Source organism: Pseudomonas sp. GW821-FHT05D12 (assembly GCF_059419825.1).
The window spans coordinates 19,887-43,938 of the sequence record NZ_JBWKSN010000003.1; the positions used below are offsets into that span (position 1 = coordinate 19,887).

The following is a 24,052-nucleotide window of genomic DNA, read 5'->3' on the forward strand; positions in this document are numbered from 1 at the left end:
GAATTTTCATGAAACGCAAAGACAAAATTGCCGTCTCCGTAATCGCCGTGTTCGCCGTCGGCGTGCTGGTGTACCTGGTGGCGCCCGGTGTGTTGGGCAGCAAGCGCCAGACCACCAACGATGCCTTCGTCGCCGCCGACTTCACCCTGGTCGCGCCGCGCGTGGCCGGTTTTATCAAGGAAGTGCTGGTGGAAGACAACCAGCGCGTCAAGGCCGGCCAACTGCTGGCGCTGATCGACGACCGTGATTTTCGCGCCGCCGCCCAAGCGGCCGATGCCGACACCCTGGTCGCCCAGGCCCAGCTGAAAAACGCCAGCGCGACCCTGGAGCGTCAAAGCTCGGTGATCGCCCAGGCCCAGGCCACCGTGGCGGCAGACCGCGCTGAAGTGGCCTTCGCCGAGCACGAACTGAATCGCTACAACCATCTGGCCGGCGTCGGCGCGGGCACCGTGCAAAACGCTCAGCAAGCCAAGACCCGCATCGACCAGGCCACCGCACGCCTGGCCAATGCCACGGCGGTGCTGGCGGCCGAGCGCAAGCAGGTGGAAATCCTCACGGCCCAGCGCGATGCCGCCGAAGGTGGGCTCAAGCGCGCCCAGGCGGCGCTGGAAATGGCCAGTTATCAGCTGTCCTACACGCGCATCGTCGCGCCGGTGGATGGCATGGTCGGTGAGCGTGCGGTGCGGGTCGGCGCCTACGTGACGCCGGGCAGCAAGATCCTCGCGGTGGTGCCGCTGGCCGAGGCCTACGTGGTGGCCAACTTCCAGGAAACCCAGCTCTCGCACATGCACGCCGGCCAGGCCGTGCAGGTGCGCGTCGACAGCCTCGACGGCGAGTTGCTCAACGGCCACCTGGAAAGCCTTGCGCCGGCGACCGGGGTGACCTTCGCTTCGGTCAAGCCGGACAACGCCACCGGCAACTTCACCAAGGTGGTGCAGCGCATTCCGGTGAAGATCGTGCTCGAGCCCAACCAGGCCCACACCGAGCGCCTGCGCGTGGGGATGTCGGTGGAAGCAAGTGTCGACACCCGGCCTGTCGCACAGCAGCGTGAGGTGGCCCAGCAATGAGACACCTTGCCTGGCTCACCGTGAGCCTGATCAGCCTGAGCGCGTGCACCGTCGGCCCGGATTTCCAGCGGCCCCAGAGCCCGCAGGTGACGCAATGGGCCGAGCCGCAGGGCCGTCAGGCCGCCAGTCGCGCGGTCAGCGACCCGCTGCAGGAGCGCTGGTGGGATGTGTTCCACGACACGCAACTGTCGGCACTTACACGCCGTGCGCTGACCGATAACCTCGACTTGAAGCTCGCCAGCAGCCGCCTGCAACAAAGCCGCGCGGTGCGCCAGGTGACCACCGCCGAGCGCTATCCCAACGTCAACGCTACCGGCGATTACCTGCGCCAGCGCAACAGCGGCAAAGGCTTGAGCGACCCGTCCGGCAAAAATGGCCGGTCGGCCTTCAACCAGTGGGACATGGGGTTCACCGCGTCGTGGGAGTTGGATTTCTGGGGTCGCGTCAAACGCGAAACCGAAGCCGCCGACGCCACCCTGCAAGTGGCCGAAAACGACCGCCGCGCGGTGCTGTTGTCGGTGCTCGCCGAGACTGCCCAGGACTACATCCAACTGCGCGGCGTGCAGAACACCCGCGCCGTCACCGAGCAAAACCTCGACGTCGCGCGCCACAGCCTCAAGCTGTCGCAACTGCGCCTGGCCGACGGCGTGGCCACCGACCTGGACGTGGCCGAAGCCGCCGCCCAGGTCGCCGCCATCGAAGCGCGCCTGCCGGATCTGCAGCAACGCCAGGACCAATTGATCAACGCCCTGAGCCTGTTGATGGGCGAACCGCCCCAGGCCTTGCACGCGCAACTGTCCAAGGACGCTGGCGTGCCGCAGACCCAGCGCCAGGTTGCCATCGGCCTGCCGTCGGAGCTGGCCGAGCGTCGTCCGGATATCCGCCAGGCCGAGGCGCGCCTGCACGCCGCCACCGCCAGTATTGGCGTGGCCAAGGGTGATTTTTACCCGCGCATCACCTTGTCCGGCAGCCTCGGCTCGCAGGCCATGCAGCTGTCGGATTTTGGCTCGTGGGGCTCGCGCGCGTTTGCCTTCGGCCCGCAATTGAGCCTGCCGTTGTTCAACGGCGGGCGCCTGCAAGGCATGCTGGACCTGCGCGAAGCCCAGCAGCAGGAAGCGGCCCTCGCGTACCAGCAGACGGTGCTGCGCGCCTGGCATGAAATCGACGACCAACTGACCCGCTACAACGCCAGCCAACTGCGCCGCGACAGCCTCGCCGAAGCGGTGCGTCAGAACCAGATCGCCCTGAGCACGGCACAACAACAGTACGTCGAAGGCGTGGTGGATTTCGTCAACGTACTCACCGTCCAGAGCGCGCTGCTCGCGACTCAGGAGCAGTGGGTGGAGAGTTCTACCGGGGTGTCGCTGGCCATGGTCGGCTTGTACAAAGCGCTGGGTGGCGGCTGGGAATCGGTGTATCCGCTGCAAACGGCCGGGCGCTGAACCGCAAAGAGTTTTTGCCAGCCGCGAAACAAGGTGTAATGATAATTGCTCTCAATAGTGTATCTGAGCTTTTCATGGACACCGCGACCAACGGCCAGCAACAGCTTCACCTCCTGTACCGCGATCATCACGGCTGGCTGCAAGGCTGGCTGCGCAAGCGCCTGGGCGATCGTGAACATGCCGCTGACGTGGCGCAGGACACCTTCCTGCGCCTGCTGGTCTCCGGGCGCTTCCCCGGTGACAAGGAAAGCCGCAGCTACCTGGCACAGATCGCGCGCAACCTGGTGATCGACCAATGGCGTCGCCTGCGCATCGAGCGCGCCTACCTGGAAAGCATTGCGCACTTGCCTGAGCCTGAGTCGCCGTCGCTGGAGACCCGCGCGCTGATCCTCGAAACGCTGATGCAGATCGACGCCATGCTCGACCGCATGCCCGATAATGTGCGCCGTGCATTCCTGCTGTCACAGTTCGAAGGCTTGAGCTATGCGCAGATCGCCGAGCGCCTGGGCGTGACCGTCAGCTCGGTGCAAAAGTACATGACCCGCGCCATCGTCGCCTGCTACCAGGTGGCGTACGCAGAATGAGGCATGACGCGCCCATCGCCCCGGCCATTGTCGAGCAGGCCAGCGAATGGCTGATGCTGCAGTGGGGCGGTGAGCTGCAGGGCCAGCAGCACGAGGCGTTTGCCCAATGGCAGGCCGCCGATCCGGAGCATCGCCGCGCCTGGCAACGCTTGCAGCACCTGCAGCAAACCCTCGGCGGCGTGCCGGTCGACAGCGCCCGCGCGGTGTTGCGCGACACCCCGGACACTCAGCGCCGCGCCGCGCTCAAGCTGCTCGGCCTGCTGCTGGTGGCCGGCGGCAGCGGCTACCTGGTGCAACGCAGCGAACCCTGGCAGGCCACCTTCGCCGACTACCGCACCCCCACCGGCGAGATTCGCCACGTTACCCTCAGCGACGGCACGCGCCTGGACCTGAACAGCGACAGCGCGGTGGACCTGCGTTTCAGCGCCAGCGAGCGGCGCATTCGCTTGATCCGTGGCGAGGTCCTGCTGACCAGCGGCCACGACCCGGTGCGCCCGCTGATCGTCGAAACGCCTGCCGGTGATGTGCAGGCGCTGGGCACTCGTTTCGCCGTGCGCGAACTGCCCGAGGGGAGCCGCGTCGACCTGTACGAAGGCCGCGTGCGAGTGACCCCGCGACATGGCCCGGCGGTGCAGATGAATGCCGGCGACAGCCTGTGGTTCGATGCGCGGCACAGTTCAGCGCTGCCGCCAGTGAGCGCCGCAGCCAGCAGTTGGACCGAGCATCGGCTGATCGCCGAGCGCCAGCCGTTGGGCGAGTTCGTCGCGCAACTGAGCCGTTACCGCCCGGGCCTGTTGCGTTGTGACCAGGCGGTATCGGGCCTGTTGCTCACCGGCGTCTTCCCCCTGAACGATACCGACGCAATCCTCGCGGCCCTGGAGCGTTCGCTGCCGGTGCAGGTACAGTCGGTGACGCGCTACTGGGTGACCATCAAGGCGCGGGCCTGATTATTTTTTCTTCAGCTCTTGTCGGTTTGCGCGATCCGTTCGGGATACCTCTTGAAAGCCAATCAAGAAGCGTTCTCACGGGGAGTCCTGCAATGCTGCACCACCCAATCCAACCCTTGGCCCGCGCCCTGCGCCGTGGCTTGTTTGTCAGCCTGCTGGCGACGGTGCCGATGCTGCCGATCCAGGTTCACGCCGAAGACACCACTGAGGCAACGCGCGCCTACAACATCCCGGCGGGCAGTCTCGATCAGGCCTTGAACCATTTCGCGAGTGCCTCGGGCATTTTGTTATCGGTCGACGCCACATTGACCGAGGGCAAACGCAGTGGCGGCCTGCAGGGGCGTTACGGCGTCGGGTCGGGCCTGGAGCGGTTGCTCGCGGGCAGCGGCCTGGTGGCGGTGCAGGCCCAGGGCGGGTGGTCGTTGCAGGCGATTTCCGGTGGCGGGCCGTTGCAGCTCGGTGCCACCCAGATCAGCGGCCAGCAGGCCCAGGAAAGCGCCTGGGGACCGGTGGACGGTATCGTCGCCACGCGCAGCGCGTCCGGCAGCAAGACTGATTCGGCACTGGTGGAAATTCCCCAGACCATCAACGTGATCACCGCCGCCGAGATCAAGGCGCGCGGTGCCCAGAGTGTCACCCAGGCGTTGCTCTACACCCCAGGCATGACCGCCGGCGGCTTTGCTGACCGGGTCAAGTTGTTCGACGAGCCGACCTCGCGCGGCTTCACGCCAACGCCCTTGTACCTCGACGGGTTGCACCTGCCCTACGGCGGCGGCAGCACGGGTGGCGCGTTGCAGATCGAGCCCTACTCCCTGGAGCGCATCGAAGTGCTCAAGGGCCCGGCCTCGGTGCTGTATGGGCAGAACCAGCCCGGCGGTATCGTTAACATGGTCAGCAAGCGCCCCAGCGAAACCCCGGTGCACCAGGTGGTGCTGCAAGCCGGCACCTATGAGCACAAGAGCGCGGCCATCGACCTCAGCGGCCCGCTGGATGAGCAGGGGCAATTCCTCTACCGCCTCACCGGCCTGGCCAACGACGGGCAGGACGAGATCAATTACGTCGAAAACAAGCGCCAGTTCATCGCGCCCAGCCTCACCTGGCAGCCCAACGACGACACCCGCGTGACGCTGTTCGCCCAGTATCAGAAAGACAAAGGCGTGCCCGAAGCCCAAGGCCTGCCGGCGTCCGGCACCTTGTGGGCGAACCCCAACGGCAAGATCAAGCGCGACTTGTTCCTCGGCGAGCCGGGCGTCAACCAGTACAACCGCGAGCAGTACGCGCTGGGCTACGAGATTTCCCATCGCCTCAACGACACCTGGACCCTCAAGCAAAACGCGCGCTACGCCGAGGTGGATGACCGCTACACCGCACCGTTGCACGGCTACCGTTTCGTCGCCAACCCGGCCACCGGCGTGCAGGACCAACGCTACCTGCAACGCTTCGGCGTGGACTGGGCGCAGAACAACAAAGTGTTTGGCGTGGACAGCATTGCCCAGGCCGAATTCGACACGGGGGCGTTGGCTCACACCCTGATCATCGGCCTGGATTACTACCACTCCGGTTCCCTGTTCCATGGCCGGTATGACCGCAATCCGCCGGTGATCGACCTGTTCAAGCCGGTCTACGGCCAACGCCTGGATTTCGGCCAGCCGTATCGTTGGGACCGCACCCTGAGCCAGACCGGGCTGTACGTGCAGGACCAGATCAAACTGGATAAGTGGGCCGTGGTGCTCGGTGGTCGCTATGACTGGGCCAGCGTGGTGAACAAGGAACCGCTGCAAGGCACACGTTTTGCCAGCAAGGACGAAGCCTTCACCGGCCGCGCGGGCCTGGTGTATCTGTTCGATAACGGCTTGGCGCCTTTTGTCAGCTACTCGGAGTCGTTCCTGCCGCTGACCGGTACCGACGCCCAGCGCAAACCGTTCGACCCCTCCACCGGCAAGCAATATGAAGTCGGCATGAAGTACCAGCCGCCGGGCCAGAAGAGTTTTGTGCAGGTGTCGGTGTATCAGCTGGACCAGGAAAACGTGATCACCACCAACCCCACCGAGACCTTCAGCACCCAGAGCGGCGCCATGCGCTCGCGCGGTGTGGAGCTGGAAGCCAAGGCGGCCCTCAGCGATGCCTGGGAGGTCATCGCCTCGGCCTCGCGCAACGACATCAAGTACACCAAGGATGAAGAAGGCCGTGAAGGCCGCCATCCTGCCGGGATCTCGCCGCTCACTGCCTCGATGTGGGTCAACTACACCGTGCTGGGCGATACGCCGCTGGCCGGCGTCGGCGCCGGACTGGGCGTTCGCTATGCGCGCCAAAGCCTGGGCGACTACTTCGAAGGCGCGTTCAGCGTGCCGTCGTACAGCGTCTACGACGCGAGCCTGAGTTACGACCTGGGCGCCTCACCGCTCAAGCTCAAGGGCGTGAAACTGGCGATGAACGTGCAGAACCTCACCAACAAGACGTATGTGTCGCAGTGCACCAGCGACCTGGATTGCTACTACGGAGCAGGGCGCACGGTGGTCTCAAGCCTGACGTATGACTGGTGACCCCCTGAACCTTTAGGAGCCCGGCTTGCCGGCGATAAGGTCTGAAAGCACCTCAGCTCTTCAGGCCGCCATCGCCGGCAAGCCGGGCTCCTACAGTTTTGTGCCTTTCACGGGTTCCGTAGAAACACCACATACCCTCTGAACCACTCACTCCCTTGCAAATACCCAGGCTCATCCCACTCCCCACCCTGGATCAGCCCGATCTTGAACGGCAGCCCCAGCCGATTCATGCGGGGCAGGTATGCCGCGTAGTCCGGGATGCTCTGGCGCCCTTGATAGGTCTGCACCACGACCTCGTCCACCACGCCCTTGAGCTGGGCGATGGCGGCGGGGTCGGCGTTGCTGCTCCAGTCCATCAGGCCGGTGATGCTCAGGCGCAGGTCGGCCGGCAGGCGTTGGCGCAGGTCGCGCAGGAAGTCGGCGTATTCGTGCAGGTATTGGGTGCGGGCGTCGAAGTCGATCTGGATGCCGACCACCGGGTTGCCCGCGTCGCGCCAACGTTGCACCTGGCCCAGCAGTTGGGTGTAGACGCGCTCCGGCCAGTGAAGGGTGTGGGCGCGATACACCACCCAGACTGCACCGCGGCTCAGGCGCGGCACGCTGATGCCCTGGGCGATCAGTTGCACGCCGCGCTGCGGGGCGCGGCGTGTAGCGTTGATCTGGCCCTGGAGGATGTACAGGGTCTTGGCCTGCTTGAGCACCGGCTGCGGTGCGACGCCGCTCCACAGCCAGAAGGCGTCATAGTCACCCGCGTCGACGGCGCCGAAGGCCGGGCTTGCCAGCAACAGCAAGCCGAGCCACAGGTGCTTCACCAGTAGTACTGCAGCGACTTGCCCCACTGGGTGTCGGCAAACCCGCTCTTGAGCTGGCGGAACCAGGCCTTGCGCACGGCCGGCTCGACGTCCTGGCCGCCGCAGCTGTTGTAGCCGGCGGGCGCGTAGCAGTTGATGGCGCGGAACAGTGCATAGGCCTTGTCATTCTTCGGCGCCTTGGGATTGCCGATGACGAGCTTGTAACCGTCCAGCCGCGAGAAGGTCTCACCCTTGAAGTCCGATGCAGTGCTGCCCAGGCTACCGGCGGCGCGCGCTTGCTCAAGCGGCATGCCGTCGAGGCCGTTGCGCAGGATGAACTCACCGAAGCAGTTCAGGCCCTGAGGGTTTTTCGCGTCGGCTTGAAGCATCCCGGCGGTGTGCAAAATGCTCGGGCAGGCATAGCCGGATTCGGCTTTGTCGCCGTTCCATTGGAACAGTTTCAAGCTCTGGCTGGCGCTGTAGACGTAGCCCAGGCTGGTGCCCAGTTTGTCTTCCGGCGCCTGGGCGGGCAGTTGCTTGAAGTCCTCGGCGAAGGTCGCGAACTGGCCGTGCAGCAGGTCTTTGTAGAGCAGCACGAATTGCGCGGTCTGGCGCTCCAGCGGGTCGCTGGCCTGGGCAATTTGCTGACGCAGCAACTCAGGCCCGGCGACGTTGCGCAGCAGGATGTAGCGCACCTGCTTGGCGCTGATCGGCGAGTCGGCCGCAAACACCTTGGCCAACTGGCCGCTGCGCTCGTAGTTCATGGCCAGGGCCAGTTCCAGCTGATCGCGTTGCAGTGGTTGCTTGGCCAGCGGCAGCAGTTGCAGCCAGAGCGCCTCGGCGCCTTTCCAGTCTTGCTGGGCTTCCAGCGCCAGGGCGCGCAGGGTCTGCTGGCTGAAGGCGAAGTAATCCAGGTTTGACGGCACGTCCCGGGGCAGGTGCTTCAAGGCATTTTCGGGTTGATGTTCCACGTACAAGGCGTACACCGCCTGCAGGTAGTCGAACAGGGCCGGCTCGTTGGCAAATGTGGCTTTCTGCTTGTCGAGATCTTCGCGGCTCAAGCGCGGCGGGTTTTGGGTGCGCATCAGCATCAGGTCCCTGACCGCCTGCAGCATCGGGTCGCCGAGGCGACTGCTGCCTATCAGCAACTTGAGGTCGGCTTCCTCCACCAGTTCGTCCACCGACACATTGCGCTGGGCGTCGCTGGCGTCGGTGAGTTGCCAGGCAAAGTCGGCGGCGAGCTTGTCGTCATCGTTCGCCAGCCAATGCACCCGGCGCAGCAGGCCATGGGCAGAGGCCACATAAGCGCCCTGTGGATAAGTTTTCAGATAGCCGAGAAAGCCCGCTTCGGCATCGCCCAGCGCGGACTTATCCACATGGTCGAGCTGCGGCATGTCGTATTGGTCGAACGCCTCAGCCTGCGCCTGGTTGAGTGACGCGCGCGCAGTCATGTACAGCGCGGTTTCCTTCAGCCACGGCAGCTCGCTGCTGCTGGCGGCGGCAAAGCCCCGTTCGGCATCGCTGAAGCGTCCGCTGTAGAAGTCGGCGGCGGCCTGCAGGTAAGTGCGCAGCAGTTGTGCATTGGGTGACGAGGTCTGCTGCGCGTCGAGCACCTGGCCCTCCCAGGTGCAGGTGCCGAGCAACTGCAGGCGCGCCTTGATCAGCAGGTCGCGCTCGGCCGGCGGCATGTCGGCCTTGATCACCTGGCGGATAAACGCGGTGGCGCTGTCCTCGTTGTTGCTGCGGCAACGGCTGCCTTCGCCGTTGAGGAAGGCGTCACCGGCGGGCGTGACGTCGCCGCGCGGGATGCCCAGGGGTTGCAGCAACGTCTCGAGTTCGGCTGTACGCGAGTTGCCCGGCGGGGTGTCGGACGCTTCGTTCGCAGCGGGAATCGGTACAAGGCGGTATGCCGGGAACGGCACCGGGCCGAATCCCTGGGAGAGGTCGTCCTCGCTCAAGGCATTCGGCGCCAGGGGCGCGGCCTTTTTGTCGGCCAGCAGCAAGCGCAGGTTCACGCGACTGTCGTTGCCCGGGCTGAGAAAGGGCTGGTTGCTGCACGCATCGAGGCTGTCATGCGAGACCCGCCAGTCGGGGTAGCACGAGTCGTCGGAGCTGGCGAGTGCCGGCTGGGAAATACCGGCGAGCAGTGCCAGTGCCAGGGGTGACAGAAAACCGATGCGCATGACGTGTCCTTGATCCTGAGTCCTTGGAGGGCGCCAATAATAGCCTGTTCCTGCGGGTGCTTCGGTGAAGCCCTACACAAATTGCTGATTTGTCCGATTCCAGAAGCGAACCGGGGGCTTTTGTCCTAGAGTGGCGGTGTTTGCACTGAGGCAATCAGGGCAGTGCTAGGGAAATCGAGGTGCGTCGGTCTGTGGTAGAGCAAAACGAAAAGGTCGGGACGTTGCCCGCATTCAATCGACTCACGTGGGAAGGTGCCGGTTGGCTCAGCCGATTGTGGTGGGTGCCGATCCTGGCCCTGGCCGTGGGCCTGCGTTTTTATGGCCTGACCTCGGCGGCGATCTGGGGCGATGAAGGTTCCAGCCTGCTGCTCAGCGAGTACGCGGCGGCCGACCTGTGGTTTCACGCGGCCCACGATGTGCACCCGCCGCTGTACTTTTTCCTGCTGCGCGGCTGGATCGAACTGTTCGGTGACAGCATCCTGTCGATTCGCGGCATGAGTGCGATCCCCGGCGTGATCGCCGTGGGCCTGGGGATCTGGCTGACGCGGCAACTGTCCACCCGGCGTGCCGCGGTGCTGGCGGGGATCCTGCTGGCGCTGCTGCCCACGGCAGTGCGCTACAGCCAGGAAGTGCGCATGTATTCGTTGCTGGGTGTGTGGCTGCTGGCTGCCACGCTGGCGCTGGTGTACTGGGTGCGCCACCCCGGGCGCACGCGTTACCTGGCGGTGTATGTGCTGTTGATGACTGCCGGTTTCTACACCCATTACTTCACTGCACTGTGCGTGTTGGTGCATTGGGCCTACCTCGGTGTGCTGTGGCGCACGCAGCCGCGCGGCCAGCGCTTGCTCGCGCGCCCGGCCTGGTGGGTGACCAACGCCGTGATTGTGTTGCTGTACCTGCCGTGGTTGCCGAACCTGTGGGATTTGGTCCAGCACGTCGACCAGCTCAAGGTCGGCGGTGATATTGGCTGGGAAGATCCGGTCAACCTGTTCTCCCTGCCGTCGATGATCTGGCAGTTCGTGCTTCAGGATGAAGGCGTCGGTTTCTGGCCCCTGCTGTTCTGGCTGTACCCGCTGCTGCTGGTTGCCGTGGTGGTGATCACCGCCGTGCGTGACCGTGAACGTTACCGTCCGGCCTGCCTGCTGGCGCTGTTCCTGCTGCTGCCGCTGTTGCTGGTGTATGGGGTGTCGTTCATCTCCCCGGTGTTTATCGAGCGCTATCTCACCGCCTATGCCCTGGCCTTGCCGATGCTCGTGGCGCTGGCCATCGACCGCCTGCCGGCACGTTTTTCATTGCTGGGGGCGGCGCTGTTCGTGCTGTTTGTCGGCGTGGAATTGGTGGGCCTCAAAAACAACTTCACGGTGGATGAGCACGACCAATTCAACGTGCCGGTGGAGTTCGTCAACCGCAACTACCAGGAAGGTGACCGCATCGTCCTCAGCGACATGCTGTGGTACCTCAGCTACGTGTATTACGACCAGACCGACGCGCAATTGCAGCTCTACACCCCGCCCAAGCCCGACGGTACGCCCACCCGGCCGAACGCCTACGGCTTCGGCACCCTGGTGGACCAGGACGGCGGGCGCATCTACCTCGACCGTCTATCGGCGCTGCCTGTCGAAAGCCGTCGCGTGTGGCTGATCAGCAGCAACGAGGCGCCGGATGACTTCGCCCCGCTGCCCGAGGGTTGGCGCGAGCTGAGTCGTCAGGACGGCGGCGGCGCGAGGGCGCGTCTGTTTGTGTTGTGCAACGTGCCGTCGGCGCAACCCGAGGGCTGCCGCTAGACTCGGTTAAACCCCTTCCATCAGGAGCCCATCATGGAATCGCCCGTGCACAGCTTGCCGTCACTGTTCAAACAACTGGGGTTGCCGGATGACCCGGTGAGTATCGAGCAGTTTGTGGCGGTGCATTCGCCGCTCAAGCCGGATTTGAACCTGGCGGAGGCGTTTTTCTGGTCAGAGAGTCAGCGCGCGTTTCTGCGCGAGGAGATTCTGGAGGATGCGGATTGGGCTGAAGTGGTGGATGAGTTGAACCTGATGTTGCGCGGTGGTCGAGGGGGCTAGGCGCCCTGTGCCTCAGTCGCTTTGAATCCATCACTGATCTGCACGTGGGAGCAAGCCCTCTCCCACAGAGGTGCTGCCAAGTAGCATTCCCCGCTGAAAATCCAGCGCCGGCGCCGAATCCCGCTTTACTTACCCCTGCGTCTCCACCACCCATCCGGCAAATTGTTTCAAAACTTGACGGCTCTGGATCCATCCACCATATTGATAGTTAGCAAACTAACTGTATGCGAATTATTCAGTGTCCCAGACCCTCGAACAACTCCAGATGAACCTCAGCAGCAGCATGGTGGTGGGCGCCCGCAACTGGCGCAAAATCTGCCAGACCACGCTGGTGAGCTATGGCATTTCCGAAGCCTGCGCCGTGCCGTTGTTGATGATCGGCCGCTTGGGCGACGGTGTGCATCAGGTCAAGGTGGCCCAGGCCTCCGGCATGGAAAGCCCGTCGCTGGTGCGCCTGCTCGACCAGTTGTGCAGCGGCGGCTACGTGTGCCGCACCGAAGATGTCCACGACCGCCGGGCCAAGGCCTTGAGCCTCACCGAGCGTGGGCGCGAGCTGGTGCAAGCGGTTGAAGAACAACTGGTGCGCCTGCGCAAGGACGTGCTGGCGGACATCGCTGCGAACGACCTGGAAGCGGCCCTGCGGGTATTGCGTGCCTTTGAGGCGGCGACACTTTGAACGGATTTTTTACCGGTTTCCCACCGGCCCGCGACTGGTTCTACGGCGTGCGCACCTTTGCGGCGTCGATGATCGCCCTGTATATCGCCATGCTCATGCAGATGCCGCGCCCGTATTGGGCGATGGCCACGGTGTATATCGTCTCCAGCCCGTTTGTCGGGCCTACCAGCTCCAAAGCCCTGTACCGCGCCATCGGCACCTTCATGGGCGCGGCGGCGGCGGTGGTTTTTGTGCCGATGTTCGTGCAGTCGCCCTACGTGCTGGTGGTGGTGATCGCGCTGTGGACCGGGATTCTGCTGTTCCTTTCCATGCACCTGCGCACCGCCAACAACTACGCTCTGATGCTGGCTGGCTACACCTTGCCGCTGATCGCCCTGCCGGTGGTGGATAACCCGCTGGCCGTGTGGGATGTGGCCGAGGCGCGCACGGAAGAAATCTTCCTGGGCATCGCGGTCGCGGCGGTGGTCGGTGCGATGTTCTGGCCGCGTCGCCTGATGCCGGTGTTCGACGGCTCGGTGGCCAAGTGGTTTGCCGACGCGCAGGTCTACAGCCTGCGTTTCCTTAGCCGCAATGTGCAGCCGGAAGAGGTCAGCACCTTGCGTGGCGGCATGGTCGCCACCTTCAACACCCTGGAATTGATGATCGGCCAGTTGCCTCACGAAGGCGCGCGGCCGCAGACGGTGCGCAACACCAAGGAATTGCGCGGGCGCATGATCCACCTGTTGCCGGTGGTGGATGCCCTCGACGATGCCCTGTATGCCCTGGAGCATCGCGCGCCGGAGTTTCTCGAGCGCATCACGCCGATACTGGAAGCCTCCCGGCAATGGCTGGAAAGCACCACGCACGCTGCGCCGCTCGAAGCCTGGCGTGCCCTGCGTGACCAACTCGACGCCCTGCAACCCGAAAGCGAAGCCCTGGACGACCGCCACACGCTGCTGTTTTCCAATGCGCTGTATCGCCTCGGCGAATGGATCGACCTGTGGCAGGACTGCCGCAGCCTGCAAGCCGCCATCCAGTGCGAAAGCCAGGACACCTGGCGCGCGGTCTACCGCCACTGGCGCCTGGGCCGGCTCACGCCGTTTCTCGACCGTGGCCTGATGTTCTACTCGGCGTTTTCCACGGTCACCGCGATCATCGTCGCCTCGGTGCTGTGGATCCTGCTCGGCTGGACCGACGGCGGTAGTGCAGTGATCCTGGCCGCCGTAGCCTGCAGCTTTTTCGCCTCGATGGACGACCCGGCGCCGCAGATCTACCGGTTCTTTTTCTGGACTGCCATGTCGGTGCTGTTCGCCAGCCTGTACCTGTTCCTGGTGCTGCCCAACCTGCATGATTTCCCGATGCTGGTACTGGCGTTCGCGGTGCCGTTTATCTGCATCGGCACGCTCACGGTGCAGCCGCGTTTCTACCTCGGCATGCTGCTGACGCTGGTCAATACCTCGTCGTTCATCAGCATCCAGGGCGCCTACGACGCGGACTTCCTCAACTTCGCCAACGTCAACCTGGCCGGGCCCGTGGGCCTGCTGTTCGCGTTCGTGTGGACGCTGATCGCGCGGCCCTTCGGTGCCGAGCTGGCGGCCAAGCGCCTGACCCGTTTCAGCTGGCGCGACATCGTCAGCCTCACCGAGCCTGCGACCCTGGCCGAACACCGGCACATGGCCGTGCAGATGCTCGACCGCCTGATGCAGCACCTGCCGCGCCTGGCCCTGATCAACCAGGACACCGGCACCGCCCTGCGCGATTTGCGCGTGGCGCTCAACCTGCTCGATCTGCTGGCGTACTCGCCGCGCATCTACGGCGTGCCGCGCGTGCTGCTCAACCAGGTGGTGGAAGGCGTGGGCGGTTACTTCAAGGCCTGCCTCAAGGCGGGTGAACGCTTGCCCGCGCCCAGCGGTCTGCTGATGACCCTCGACCGCACCCGGCGCGCGCTCAACGGCCAGGGCCTGCAAGACGAAGACGACACCCGCCTGCACCTGCTGCATGCGCTGGCCGGCCTGCGCCTGTCGCTGCTGCCGGGGGTGGAATTTATTGGTGGCACGGAGATGGAAGCGCCGCTGCCTGATGGAGCGCCTTTATGATCGGTGATCTGGATATCAGCGGGGTGTTCCTGCCCACGCTGCTGGTGCTGATGGGCATTACGTACGTGTTGTTCCTGGTGGTGCACGGGCTGTTGACCCGCGTCCACTTCTATCGCCTGGTCTGGCACCGGGCATTGTTCAATGTGGGGCTCTACGCGCTGTTGCTGGGCGCGGTGGACTCACTCAGTCGATACCTGATGACATGAAAAAACCTTTTTTGACCATCGGCCGTGTAGTCCTCACGTTGTTGATCGTGACGTTTGCGGTTGTCGTTGTGTGGCGCATGGTCATGTACTACATGTTTGCACCCTGGACCCGTGACGGGCACATCCGTGCCGACATCGTGCAAATCGCCCCGGACGTGTCCGGGCTGATCCAGCAGGTAGAGGTGCGCGACAACCAACTGGTGACCAAGGGCCAGGTGCTGTTCGCCGTCGACCAGGACCGCTTCAAGCTGGCCCTGCGCCAAGCCCAGGCCGCCGTGGCCGACCGCCAGGAAACCCTGGCCCAGGCCCAGCGCGAGTACAAGCGTAACCGCGGCCTCGGCAACCTGGTGCCCAGCGAGCAACTGGAAGAAAGCCAATCGCGCGTGGCCCGTGCCCAATCGGCCCTGGCCGAAGCCCAGGTGACGGTGGATTCCGCCCAGCTCAACCTCGACCGCTCGGTGATCCGCAGCCCGGTGGACGGCTACGTCAACGACCGCGCGCCGCGTGCCCAGGAGTTCGTGACGGCCGGGCGCCCGGTGCTCTCGGTGGTCGACAGCAACTCGTTCCATATCGACGGCTACTTCGAGGAGACCAAGCTCGACGGTATCCACGTCGGCATGAGCGTGGACATCCGCGTGATCGGCGACAACGCGCGTCTGCGCGGCCATGTGCAAAGCATCGTCGCCGGTATCGAAGACCGTGACCGCACCAGCGGCTCCAACCTGCTGCCCAACGTCAACCCGGCGTTCAGCTGGGTGCGCCTGGCCCAGCGGATCCCGGTGCGCATTGCCTTTGACGATGTGCCGGCGGACTTTCGCATGATCGCCGGGCGTACGGCGACGGTGTCGATCATCGGTGACAAGGTCAAAGATGGAGACAAACCATGAAGCAGCTCCTGGCAACCGCTGCGTTGGGGTTGTTGCTGTCGGCCTGCCAGGTGGTAGGGCCGGATTACAAGCTGCCGGAAAAGTCCGCCGTCAACCGTGGCGACCTGCAAGGGCAGCTGGCGGGCGAGGGCAACAATGTGGTGTCGGCGCCGGTGCCGGCTGACTGGTGGAAGCTCTACAAGGACCCACGCCTGGATGAGTTGGTGCGCCAGGCCATGGCTTCCAACACTGACCTGCGCGTGGCCGCCGCCAACCTGCAACGCGCGCGTTTCCAGACCCAGGAAGCCGAATCCGCCGGCGGTTGGAGTGCCGGCGCCAAGGCCGAGGCCCAGCGCCTGCAGGAGTCGGGTGAGGCCTATTTGCTGACGGAAAAAGTCCCGGTGGCCAACATCGGCAGCGCCAGCATCAGCACCTCGTACCAGTTCGATCTGTTCGGCACCCTGCAACGCGGTATCGAAAGCGCCCAGGCCAGCGCCGACGCCGCGCAAGCCGCCGCCGATATCGCCCGCATCACCCTGGTGGCCGATGTGGTGCGCTCCTATACCCAGGTCTGCGCGGCCAATGAAGAGCTGGCGATTGCCAACGAATCCCTCGACCTGCAAGGCCAGAGCACTAAGCTGACCCAGCGCCTGCGCGACGCCGGGCGTGGGGATGAAACCCAGGTAACCCGCTCGCAGACCCAATACAAATCCCTGCGTGCCGACATGCCGCGCTACGAAGCCGCACGCCAGGCCGGGCTGTTCCGCCTGTCGATGCTGCTGGCCAAGCCGCTGGACCAACTGCCGGCCGGCACCGCCACCTGCGCCGAGCTGCCGCACATCGCCCAGTTGTTGCCGGTGGGCGACGGCGCGGCCCTGCTCAAGCGCCGTCCCGACGTGCGCCAGGCCGAGCGTCAACTCGCCGCCGCCACCGCGCGTATCGGCGTGGCGACCGGTGCGCTGTACCCGGACATCAGCATCGGCGCCACGGTGGGCACCGTCGGTATCCTCGACGACCTGGGTACCGCTCCCACCAACCGCTGGGGCTTTGGCCCGCTGATCAGCTGGTCGTTACCCACCAATGGCGCGCGTGCGCGCATCCACGAAGCCGAAGCCGCGACCCAGGGTGCCCTGGCCCACTTCGATGGCGTGGTGCTGAATGCCATCCGCGAGACCCAGACCGGCCTCGCGCAATACACCGCGCAGCTGCAACGGCGCGACGCGCTGGCCGAGGCCGGCGAGTCCGCACGGGAAGCCGCCGACCAGACCCACCGCTTCTTCCAGGCCGGCCGCGCGTCGTTCCTGGCCGACCTGCAGGCCACCCGCACCTACACCGACGTCCGCGCGCAACTGGCCGCGGCCAACACCCAGGTTGCCATGAGCCAGATCGATCTGTTCCTGGCCCTGGGCGGTGGTTGGGAAAGCGGACGAACGCAAGCGTCACAGGGCAGCAAACCCTGAGCAGGTAGCTATGCTTTGTCAGGTGGATCGCCGTGACGATCCGCCTGACACTGCTCGCGTTTGCTCATGGGGATTCCAATAATGAAAAACCCTTATGCTCCCGCTTTCTGGTGCGTGTGCTTCGCACTGGTGTTGTTATCGGCTGCCTATTTCTACGGCGTCATGCTTGCCCATCAGATCGACAAGGCCATGGTGTTTCTCGACAGCGCGTGCCTGGTGATTGGCACGCTGTCCATCGGCGTCGTGGCGTGGGCCTCCTACCAAAATCAACGCGTGAAGAAAAAGCTCCTCGAACAAGGCAAGACCCGCGTGGCCATCTGGGACACCAAGGTTGCCCTGCGCCGGGTCGAAACCGTGTTCGACCGCTATTTCTGGGGCAGCTACTGGCAGCCTGGGCGCACCTTTCAGGAAGTCATGGGCGACCTCACTGGCACGCCCCTGGAAAAAAGCCTCGAAGTCCTGAAAAAACAATGTGTGGCCCTCGATCAGCAGGTCGCCGAAGGTAGGCATTGGCTGAATAACGCGCGGGAATTGTCCGATGTCGCCACGCAGATGGCCCGCGAGCGCTACCAACTGGACTTCTGCGACCCCAAGACCGACACCCCGGGCAATGCCGTCATACACCGCGAGTTTGAGGTGTTGGTGTACACCTGGACCGCGCGTCTGAAGAGTTTTGACCACCAGCTCGACGAGATCGAATTGGAGTACTCGTGAACCAACTGCACGCCTGACCCCTCTGAAAAGCTGGGCCGTCCGCGGCCGCCAGTGCTAATCTTCCCCCGCTTTCGGCGGGCTTGAGCCAACCCCTTTGGGGTTCAAGGAAGACAGCCCACTTCTCACAGGATTTGATCAGGTCACTTCATGAATAAGCCAGCAGTTGTTCTTTTGGGTTTCGTTGTCGCCGTTGGCGTCGTCAGTGCAGGCGGCGCCTGGTACACCGGTAAGCAGCTGGAGCCCGTGCTGCAAACGGCGGTGCAGGACGCCAACAAGGAACTGCAACGGTCCATGGCCGGCGTCGACGGCAGCGTCGCCCTGGAACTGGTCTCCCTGGACCGTGGCTTGTTCAGCAGCACCGCGCACTACCGCCTCAAGGCGCAAGGCTCGTTCTTCGGCGAGCAGAACCCCAATCCCGAACTGCTGTTTGTCGACCATATCGAACACGGCCCGCTGCCGTTCTCGCGGCTGGTGTCGCTGAAATGGCTGCCGGTCATGGCCACCAGTCACTACGAACTGGAAAAGAACGCCACCACCGAAAAATGGTTCGCCGCCGCCAAGGACGTGTCGCCGCTCAAGGGCGTGGCCAATATCGGCTACAACCGTTCGGTCAGCGGTAACCTCGAACTGCTGCCCCTGGAGTACAAGGACGAAACGTCCTCGGCAAGCTTCTCCGGCGCCAACCTGGACTTCGACAGCACCGCCGAAGGCAAGAAGGTCAAGGCCGATGGCTACATGAACAGCCTCAAGATCGCCGTGATCGATGCCAATGGCACGCCGTTCGACGCCGAGTTTGCAGGCCTGACCGTCGCCAGCAACCTGGAGAAATCCACCTTCGGCTTCTACACCGGGCAGAACACCGTTGAACTGACCGACAGCAAGCTGACCTTCGGTCCGCAGAAAGCCGTGCTGACCCTCAAGGGCTTCGAGCAGAAAGACACCAGCGAAATCAAAGACAACAGCATGGATGGCCGCGTTGACTACAAGATCGACGAGATCGGCTACCAGGGCAAACCGGTTGGCTCCGCTGCCATGGCCGTGAGCCTGAAGAACATCGACGTGCCGTCGGGCCTGGTGCTGACCAAGCTGTACCAGGACAAGATGCAGCCGGTGCAAGCCGCCGCCGCTGCCGGCCAACCGGTGCCGGAGCTGCAACTGACCGAAGCCGAGCAGACCCTGGCCGAAGCCAACGTCAACCAGTTGCTGGCCGCCAAGCCGCACCTGGCGCTGGAAAACCTGTCGTTGAAAACCACCCACGGCGAAAGCAAGCTCAGCCTGGTCGTGGACCTGGCCAAGCCGGCCTCCATGGAACTGCCGCCGATCGAGCTGGGCAAGCAGATGGTGTCCCTGCTGGACGCCAACCTGACCCTGTCCAAGCCAATGATCGCCGACGTGGCCGCCCTGCAAGCGCAGGTAGGTGGCGTGACCGATCCTAAAGCCATCGAGCAGCAATCCCAGATGGCCAGCGAGATGGTCAGCGGCATGGCGGTCGGCACGCAACTGGCGACCCTGGTCGGCAGCGACGTGGTGTCCAAGCTGCACTACGCCAACAATGAAGTGACCTTCAACGGCCAGAAGATGACCGTTGAGCAGTTCATTGGCTTCGTGATGTCCAAAGTCGGTGCGGTGAGCGGCGCGCAGTAAGAATTTCGCCATCACCCCGAAATAAATAATGGGGGAGCGGGGTTGCCTGCGATAAGGGTCAAACGGTCGGCGCGTAGCCTTGCCGTCACCCCCTTATCGCACGCAACCCCGCTCCCCCATTCGCTTTTCAGAATCTGCGGCAATTCTGAACAATTGTTCTGAATTGTCCATTTCGATACAAGCGTCGGGGATAGTTCCTACAGGAAAGCTAGGTCGGGTCACGAGACGCCGACACCCTGAGGCAAATTGCTCAGGACCACCTATCGTTACAGCTTTCCGTGTGTAAGGAAGCTCACGATATGTTGCGAAACCTACCACTCAGTGCCACAGGACGGTTGCGACTGCTCATCGGGGTCGCCTTGTGCAGCCAATTGCTGGTCCCCACCTTCGCCATGGCCGATGCGGCCTATGACGCCCTGATCATTCAGGCGCGCAACGGCAACTTCACTCCCGCCCTCACGCAACTGCGCCAATGGCCCGCCGAGCGCCAGACGCCAGGCCAGATCAGTGACCATCTGGTGATCGCCGGCTGGGCCGGGCAAGACGCTGAAGTGCTGAAGGTTTACGAGGCCCAGGGCGCGAACCGCAACCTGACCTCCCAGGCGCTGGCCACTGTTGCGCGCACCTATCGCAACCAGAAGCAGTGGGCGCAGGCCGAGGCAGTCTATCGCCGTGCGCTGCTGCGTGAACCGAACAATGTCGACCTGCAACTGGGCCTTGCGCTCACCCAGGCCGACGGCGGCCAGGCCAACGAAGCCGTGCAGCGCACCCGCGCGCTGGTGGCGGCCAAGCCGGACGATCCCAACCGCCGCATGGCGCTGGGCTACGCGCTGACCCGTGCCGGTCTCAATTACGACGCGCTGTTTGAATTCGACCAGGCGTTTATCCGCACCGGCGACAAGCCTGAAGTCGCTCGCGAGTACATCGTCGCGCTGCAAAAGGCGCGCTTGCCGGAAGCCGCGCTGCGCCTGTCGGCCAAGCGTCCGGGCCTGCTGGATGATGTCACCCAGCGCCGCCTGGAAGGCGACGTGGCGGCCGAGCGTGTGCGCATGGCCGAGTTCGCTACGCGCACGGAGCAGGAACGCTATGTCATCGCCGACCGGGCGCTGCAGGACTACGACAAGCTGCTCGCTCGCTGGACCCCGGACCCCACTGCGCATGACGACGTCGTGCGCTGGCGCATCGACCGCCTCGGTGCACTCAAGGCCCGTGCGCGCATGGCGCAGGTCATCCGCGAATACGAAACCCTCAAGAGCGAAGGCGTGCAGTTGCCGACGTATGCCGTGCGCTGGGTCGCCGCCGCCTACCTCGACCAGCGCGAGCCGGAAAAGGCCGAGCCACTCTATCGCCAGGCCATCACGGCGCCGGACGCCGACCCGGCGGACCACGTCGAAGACAGCACCGCGCTGTTCTATGCCTTGCTCGAGAGCGACAAGGTGATGGAAGCGCGCGAGGTCGCCAGCAACCTGGCCGACAGCCAGAACCCACGGGTGGAACTCAAGGGCCTGCCGATCGGCAACCCCAACGACAGCTGGATGGATGCGCAACAACTGTCGGCCCAGGCCGGCACTTACGGCGGCGACCTGCCAGGCAGTGAAGCCGGCCTCGAAGCGCTGGTGGCCAAGGCCCCGGGCAACGTCGGCTTGCGCCTGGCCCAGGCCGATATGTACCGCGCCCGTGAATGGCCGCGTCGGGCCGAGGGCAGCCTCAAGGAAACCGAAGCCCAGGCGCCGCGCGACATCGGCCTGGAAGTGAGCCAGGCCTACACCGCGATGGATCTGCAGGAATGGCGGCAAATGGACGCGCTGACCGACGACGTGCTCGCGCGCAACCCGGACAACCGCCAGGTGCAGCGCCTCAGCCGCCTGCGCGATGTACACGACATGGCCGAGCTGCGTGTCGAGGCCTACACCGGTAAAAGCTACGGCGGTGGCGGCAATGACGACGTGGGCGCGGTCGCGGGCAGCCGCGACTGGGGCATCGAAAGCGTGCTCTACAGCCCGCCCATCAATGAAGATTGGCGCGTGTTCGCCGGCGCCGGTTATGCCACCGCCGACTTCACCGAAGGCACCGGCCAGCACCGTTTCCAGCGGGTTGGCGTGGAGCAGCGCACCCGCGACATGACCCTGGAGGCTGAAGTCTCCAACCATTCCTACGGCTACGGCTCCAAGCAAGGCGCCGCGGTGTCGATCACCCGCGACATCAACGACAACTGGCAATACGGCGGCAGCCTCGGCTACCTGCTGGCCACCACGCCGTTGCGGGCGTTGAACGCCGACGTCACCGCCAACGGCGGCAGCGGCTTTATCCGCTGGCGCGCGAATGAAAGCCGCGAGTGGAAACTGTCCCTGAGCCCGTCCCACTTCAGCGACGGCAACAATCGGCTCGAAGCCTTGCTCACCGGCCGCGAGGGCATCTACAGCTCGCCCCATGTGCAAGTCGACCTGGGCCTGGAGGTCGGCGCGAGCCGCAACACCAAGGACGACACGGTGTACTTCAACCCCAAGTCGGACCTCAGCGTGTTGCCCAGCGTCACCGTCAATCATGTGCTCTATCACCGCTACGAGACCCAGTGGAGTCAGCAGTTCCAGGTCGGTGCGGGTACCTATAGCCAGCGCGACTACTCCACCGGCGGGGTCGGCCTGATCGGCTACGGCCAACGCATTCGCTGGAATGACGTGCTGGAAGCCGGCGCCAACCTGAGCTTGATCAGCCGACCTTATGACGGCGATCGCGAACGCGATCTGCGCCTGCTCGTCGACCTCACTTACCGTTTCTAGAAGAGCCTGACCATGACCGTCCTCAGCCGTTGCTTGTTGGTCCTGGGTGTATTGCTGGCCAGTGCCTGCGCCCAGCAACCCGCGCCTTACACCCCACCCGCCGAGCGGCCGACGCCGCCCAATGAGGCGCCGTGGCCGAAGAACCATTTCCTCGGCATCGCCTACCACGATGTCGAGGATCGCGACCCGGACCAGGCGGTGGTGGCGGTGCGCACCGAGCGGTTGATCGACCAATTGGCCTGGCTGCGCGAGAACGGCTACCAGCCGGTCAGCGTCGACCAGATCCTGGCTGCACGCAGCGGTGGGCGTGAGCTACCGCCCAAGGCCATCCTGCTCAGCTTCGACGACGGTTATTCGAGTTTCTACACCCGCGTGATGCCGATCCTGCGGGCCTATCATTGGCCGGCGATCCTGGCCCCGGTGGGCTATTGGATCGACACGCCGCTGAACAAACCGGTGGACTTCGCCGGCACGCCCCGCGCGCGCTCGGACTTCCTCACCTGGCAGCAGGTGAAGGAGATTTCCCAATCGGGCCTGGTCGAAATCGCCGCGCATACCGACGCCAGCCACACCGGCATCCTGGCCAACCCCCAGGGCAACCTGGAGCCCGCCGCCGCCACACGGCGCTACGATGCCGCTACCGGCAAGTACGAAACCGACGCGCAGTTCCAGGCGCGGATGCGTGCCGACGTGACGGCCATCTCCAACAAGCTGCGCGCCGTCACCGGCAAGGCGCCGCGTGTGTGGGTGTGGCCTTATGGCGCCGCCGATGGCACGTCCCTGGCCGTTGTGGGCGAGCAGGGCTACCAGATGGCCCTGACCCTGGACGACGGCCTCGACGACCTTGCCAACCTCAAGAGCAGCCCGCGCTTTCTGGTGGCGTCCGACCCGGACGGCGAGCACTACGCCAACGCGATTGTCGGCACTGAGACCAAGGCCTCGATGCGCGTGCTGCATGTCGACCTCGACAACGTCTACGACCCTGACCCGGCCCAGGAGGCGCGCAACCTCGACCAGTTGGTGCAGCGCGTGGTGGACATGGGCGTGAGTACCGTGTTCCTGCAAGCCTTCGCCGACCCCAAGGGCGACGGCCTGGTGCATTCGCTGTACTTCCCCAACCGCCACCTGCCGGTGCGCCGCGACCTGTTCAACCGCGTGACCTGGCAACTGCGCACCCGTGGTCATGTGGCGATCTTCGCGTGGATGCCGGTGCTCAGTTTTGCCCTCGACCCGGCGTTGCCGCGCGTCACCCGGTGGGACCCGAAGACCGGCCAGCTCGGCCTTGATCCGGACCAGTACAAGCGCCTGTCGCCGTTCGATCCGAAAGTGCGCCAGCAGATCGGTGAGATCTACGAAGACCTGGCGCGCAACACCGCTGTCGACGGCGTGCTGTTCCACGATGATGCGATCCTCTCGGACTTCGAAGACGCGAGCCCGGCGGCGCTCAAGGCCTACGCCGCCAACGGCCTGCCCGACACCATCGCCGCCCTGCGCGCCGACCCGGCCGTGATGCAACGCTGGACACGCTTCAAGAGTCGCTACCTGATCGACTTCACCCAGGAGCTGACTGCCAAGGTGCGCGCCATCCGTGGGCCGCAGGTGCAGACCGCGCGCAATATCTTCGCCGAGCCGATGCTCAACCCCGGCAGCGAAGCCTGGTTCGCGCAGAACCTAGATGACTTCCTCCAGACCTACGACTGGACCGCGCCCATGGCCATGCCGCTGATGGAAGGCGAAACGCTGAAGAACTCCAATGCCTGGTTGGAAAAATTGGTCGCCACGGTCAAGGCGCGCCCCGGTGCGCTGCAACGGACCGTATTCGAACTGCAAGCCAAGGATTGGCGCACCCAGGCCGCGCCCGATATCGACGGGGCGCAGATGGCACAGTGGATGGGTGTACTCAAACGCCAGGGGGTCACGAGTTTTGGTTATTACCCGGACAACTTCCTGGAAAACTCGCCGGATCTGAAGACAGTGCGTCCGGCCCTTTCCAACCAATGGAACCCTTGAC

At 64.5% G+C, this 24,052-nt stretch carries 18 protein-coding genes; 16 read left to right on the plus strand and 2 right to left on the minus strand.

Going from position 1 to position 24,052, the window contains the following annotated elements; translation table 11 throughout:
- Window positions 1-8: 8 nt before the first annotated feature.
- From AC07SI_RS05885 to AC07SI_RS05905, 5 genes are all read left to right on the plus strand, one after another.
- A complete protein-coding gene (locus AC07SI_RS05885) occupies window positions 9-1,067 on the plus strand; it encodes an HlyD family secretion protein (RefSeq protein WP_065899505.1) in 1,059 nt (352 codons plus the stop codon).
- Entirely contained in the window at window positions 1,064-2,509 is a 1,446-nt protein-coding gene (locus tag AC07SI_RS05890; protein WP_495005371.1) for an efflux transporter outer membrane subunit, read from the plus strand. Before AC07SI_RS05885 ends, AC07SI_RS05890 begins: the two co-directional genes overlap by 4 nt.
- 74 nt (window positions 2,510-2,583) lie before the next feature.
- Complete coding sequence (locus AC07SI_RS05895) at window positions 2,584-3,093, plus strand: sigma-70 family RNA polymerase sigma factor (protein WP_065899507.1); 510 nt, start codon at window positions 2,584-2,586, stop codon at window positions 3,091-3,093.
- The gene (locus AC07SI_RS05900) at window positions 3,090-4,040 is read left to right on the plus strand and encodes a FecR domain-containing protein (protein WP_065899508.1); all 951 of its coding nucleotides are present in this window, start codon (window positions 3,090-3,092) and stop codon (window positions 4,038-4,040) included. Before AC07SI_RS05895 ends, AC07SI_RS05900 begins: the two co-directional genes overlap by 4 nt.
- A gap of 92 nt (window positions 4,041-4,132) precedes the next feature.
- Complete coding sequence (locus AC07SI_RS05905) at window positions 4,133-6,583, plus strand: TonB-dependent siderophore receptor (protein ID WP_495005372.1); 2,451 nt, start codon at window positions 4,133-4,135, stop codon at window positions 6,581-6,583.
- Window positions 6,584-6,690: 107 nt separating this feature from the next.
- Here the strand turns inward: AC07SI_RS05905 and AC07SI_RS05910 are convergent, their stop codons facing one another.
- Together AC07SI_RS05910 and AC07SI_RS05915 are read right to left on the minus strand one after the other, a co-directional pair.
- A complete protein-coding gene (locus tag AC07SI_RS05910) occupies window positions 6,691-7,395 on the minus strand; it encodes a DUF3142 domain-containing protein (protein ID WP_495005373.1) in 705 nt (234 codons plus the stop codon).
- Entirely contained in the window at window positions 7,392-9,557 is a 2,166-nt protein-coding gene (locus AC07SI_RS05915; RefSeq protein WP_495005374.1) for a PA5441 family protein, read from the minus strand. Before AC07SI_RS05915 ends, AC07SI_RS05910 begins: the two co-directional genes overlap by 4 nt.
- Before the next feature lie 179 nt (window positions 9,558-9,736).
- On the opposite strand from AC07SI_RS05915, the gene AC07SI_RS05920 reads away from it, so the two are divergent.
- The 11 genes from AC07SI_RS05920 to pgaB all read left to right on the plus strand — a co-directional run bounded on the left by AC07SI_RS05920 (window position 9,737) and on the right by pgaB (window position 24,051).
- Complete coding sequence (locus AC07SI_RS05920; RefSeq protein WP_495005375.1) at window positions 9,737-11,341, plus strand: glycosyltransferase family 39 protein; 1,605 nt, start codon at window positions 9,737-9,739, stop codon at window positions 11,339-11,341.
- A gap of 33 nt (window positions 11,342-11,374) precedes the next feature.
- Window positions 11,375-11,620, plus strand: a complete 246-nt coding sequence (locus AC07SI_RS05925; RefSeq protein ID WP_262135595.1) for a DUF2789 domain-containing protein — start codon at window positions 11,375-11,377, stop codon at window positions 11,618-11,620.
- 265 nt (window positions 11,621-11,885) lie between these two features.
- Complete coding sequence (locus AC07SI_RS05930; protein ID WP_065899514.1) at window positions 11,886-12,296, plus strand: MarR family winged helix-turn-helix transcriptional regulator; 411 nt, start codon at window positions 11,886-11,888, stop codon at window positions 12,294-12,296.
- A complete protein-coding gene (locus tag AC07SI_RS05935; protein WP_282397482.1) occupies window positions 12,293-14,371 on the plus strand; it encodes an FUSC family protein in 2,079 nt (692 codons plus the stop codon). Before AC07SI_RS05930 ends, AC07SI_RS05935 begins: the two co-directional genes overlap by 4 nt.
- Entirely contained in the window at window positions 14,368-14,577 is a 210-nt protein-coding gene (locus AC07SI_RS05940) for a DUF1656 domain-containing protein (RefSeq protein ID WP_012721577.1), read from the plus strand. Before AC07SI_RS05935 ends, AC07SI_RS05940 begins: the two co-directional genes overlap by 4 nt.
- A complete protein-coding gene (locus tag AC07SI_RS05945) occupies window positions 14,574-15,464 on the plus strand; it encodes an efflux RND transporter periplasmic adaptor subunit (protein WP_065899516.1) in 891 nt (296 codons plus the stop codon). The genes AC07SI_RS05940 and AC07SI_RS05945 overlap by 4 nt, the downstream gene beginning before the upstream one ends.
- Complete coding sequence (locus tag AC07SI_RS05950) at window positions 15,461-16,903, plus strand: efflux transporter outer membrane subunit (protein ID WP_065899517.1); 1,443 nt, start codon at window positions 15,461-15,463, stop codon at window positions 16,901-16,903. The genes AC07SI_RS05945 and AC07SI_RS05950 overlap by 4 nt, the downstream gene beginning before the upstream one ends.
- Before the next feature lie 81 nt (window positions 16,904-16,984).
- Window positions 16,985-17,617, plus strand: coding sequence for an NADH:ubiquinone oxidoreductase subunit N (locus tag AC07SI_RS05955; RefSeq protein ID WP_065899518.1), 633 nt, complete (start codon window positions 16,985-16,987; stop codon window positions 17,615-17,617).
- A 147-nt stretch (window positions 17,618-17,764) separates the two neighbouring features.
- Window positions 17,765-19,261 (plus strand): YdgA family protein, encoded by a 1,497-nt coding sequence (locus AC07SI_RS05960; protein ID WP_065899519.1) that lies wholly within the window; start codon window positions 17,765-17,767, stop codon window positions 19,259-19,261.
- Window positions 19,262-19,560: 299 nt separating this feature from the next.
- Entirely contained in the window at window positions 19,561-22,041 is a 2,481-nt protein-coding gene (gene pgaA, locus AC07SI_RS05965; protein WP_065899520.1) for a poly-beta-1,6 N-acetyl-D-glucosamine export porin PgaA, read from the plus strand.
- Between the two features lie 12 nt (window positions 22,042-22,053).
- Window positions 22,054-24,051: a poly-beta-1,6-N-acetyl-D-glucosamine N-deacetylase PgaB gene (gene pgaB, locus AC07SI_RS05970; RefSeq protein ID WP_201143289.1), complete on the plus strand. Its 1,998-nt coding sequence runs from the start codon at window positions 22,054-22,056 to the stop codon at window positions 24,049-24,051.
- Window position 24,052 lies beyond the last annotated feature (1 nt).